Annotated in this window: 2 protein-coding genes and 1 pseudogene; 2 read left to right on the top strand and 1 reads right to left on the bottom strand. The window is 43.4% G+C overall.

The features are described 5' to 3' along the window. Positions 1–201: Hsp20/alpha crystallin family protein (locus tag F6K49_RS45735; protein ID WP_293108898.1), on the top strand; the 201-nt coding region annotated here is incomplete at its 5' end. Positions 202–280: 79 nt separating this feature from the next. On the opposite strand, the gene F6K49_RS45730 is transcribed toward F6K49_RS45735, so the two are convergent. After that, entirely contained in the window at positions 281–577 is a 297-nt protein-coding gene (locus tag F6K49_RS45730) for a DUF2470 domain-containing protein (RefSeq protein ID WP_070393148.1), read from the bottom strand. Positions 578–1,450: 873 nt separating this feature from the next. On the opposite strand from F6K49_RS45730, the pseudogene F6K49_RS45725 reads away from it, so the two are divergent. Beyond that, a pseudogene (locus F6K49_RS45725) lies at positions 1,451–1,773 on the top strand (hypothetical protein); the annotation flags it as partial.

Here is a 1,773-nt window from a genome sequence, read left to right as displayed (position 1 = left end):
TTTGAACTCACCGAAGACTCTGTTTGCATCAGTGGCGATCGCAAATCAGCAGCTAGGACTAAAGGAAGAGGTATGGTACGCTCGGAACTACGCTATGGGAAATTCAAACGGGTTATTCCAATACCAGCCAAGATTAACAGAAATCAGGTTGAAGCTGAATATCACAACGGCATGCTGAAGCTCACCCTGCCTAAAGGGTAAGCGTGAATCTTCAACCTTTTCTGGGAGTGAAAGTTAGTGACCTGAGGGGGTGACAACAAGGCGCTTCAAGGCGTGCTTGTCACCCCTTCAGGTTGCTTACTGACTGCCTTGCTTGTTTGATCATGTCAATTAAGGTGTAGTGAGCATCTTCAGAATCTTTAAGTACATGATCAAACGTAATGCGCACAGTGGAAGACTCCCCCTTGACTTTTGTGATTATATTCATGCCTTGAGGATCAATGGAAACCATTTCTGCTTCTTCTGTATCAGGCGAATTACCGAAAGTCTGAGCATACAGTGCCACAGCATCAGCATGATCATCGTTCATGTGCTTACAAATGCGATCGCTTACCTCAGGAGACAATGGGTCAGACATGATTAACTCAACAAGTATAGTGATCAAAACAAGTATCTTTATCAAGATATCAGGTTTCCCTTCTCAAAACAGTCAGGACTTACCCAGCTCAAAGGAAAAATAAAGGTTTTAGCCAATAGGTAACCGCCAACGGCGAACGGGGATATCAGAATTACAGACCTTTGATAGGTCTGGGTGGATATACTGTCTATGGGGAACTCCTGATTTTTCTATTAGCAATTGACTAGCTTGGAGGATAAAATTCATAGGCACAGCGGTAATTACTCCATGAGTAAAATTGCTAGGGTGCCTGTTTCAGCATCAAGTTAGCTGATAGGATCGGTGTTTTCTGATATATTCATTTTTAGGTATAAGCATTTCCTCTCATTCAAGAAGGTATGTTAACTAGTAATCCCTAAGGTCAAGAGCTACCGGGATATCGGGTGTACTCAGCTAAATCATCAGGGTTAGATTATCAGGGTAGACGACTCAGTTAAACACCAAATGACTAAAAGCCTGATAAATACTTGTGAAAATACTGTGACGGTATATCAATTGGCTGCTATCAGCATAATTCATATCATTCTCAGTGATATCTAAATAGTAGTGGTGCTATCCCATGTTTACGAAGGTAAAACTTGCTGGGTGTCCCAGAAGTCTATTTAGGGCTTGTGATCTAGAACACATCTAAACACGATCTAGATCTCCAGACAGGCGTGCTATCTATCACCCTACTGGTGTGACTTTCGTAAGCGTAGTTATGGGAGTTTGATCACTTCCAATACCTAGGAATTAGTGGTCAAATAGAGAGCAGTCACTACCCACTTCGAGTGAGTAGAAACAGGGAGGGTTGTCATGCAAACTTTAAAACAGGGATCCAAGGAGTGCAATGTCATGGCAAAGTTGGCGGACAAACTCGAAACAGAATGGCAGTCACGCTTGTTGAGTGACTGTCCAAACCAAAATACAGCCACCAGCTCCAGTATTGTACAGTGGTTAATTGGAGAAAATAAAGAGGGGTTTGACACCCTCACTCAGAGCCAACTGGCAATCGCTGTCCAAGCAATGGAGTATCGTTACAGAATTTTGCGACAGCGTTACTTGGGCGTGCCACCAGAACGTTCCTATCGCAATTTGACCACCCGCTTAGCTAGTCTAGTTACCTTACGCAATAAAATCCGCACTTGGGTGTCCCTAAGTCGCGATCGCCAAAGAGA

It is taken from the genome of Moorena sp. SIO3I6, assembly GCF_010672095.1.
Note: the sequence above shows the minus strand (reverse complement) of the source record. Positions and strands in the feature narration are given on the sequence as shown.

Bases quoted from the DNA above. Each gene is read 5' to 3' on its own strand.
- F6K49_RS45730 (WP_070393148.1), bottom strand. From the start codon at position 577: ATGTCTGACCCATTGTCTCCTGAGGTAAGCGATCGCATTTGTAAGCAC.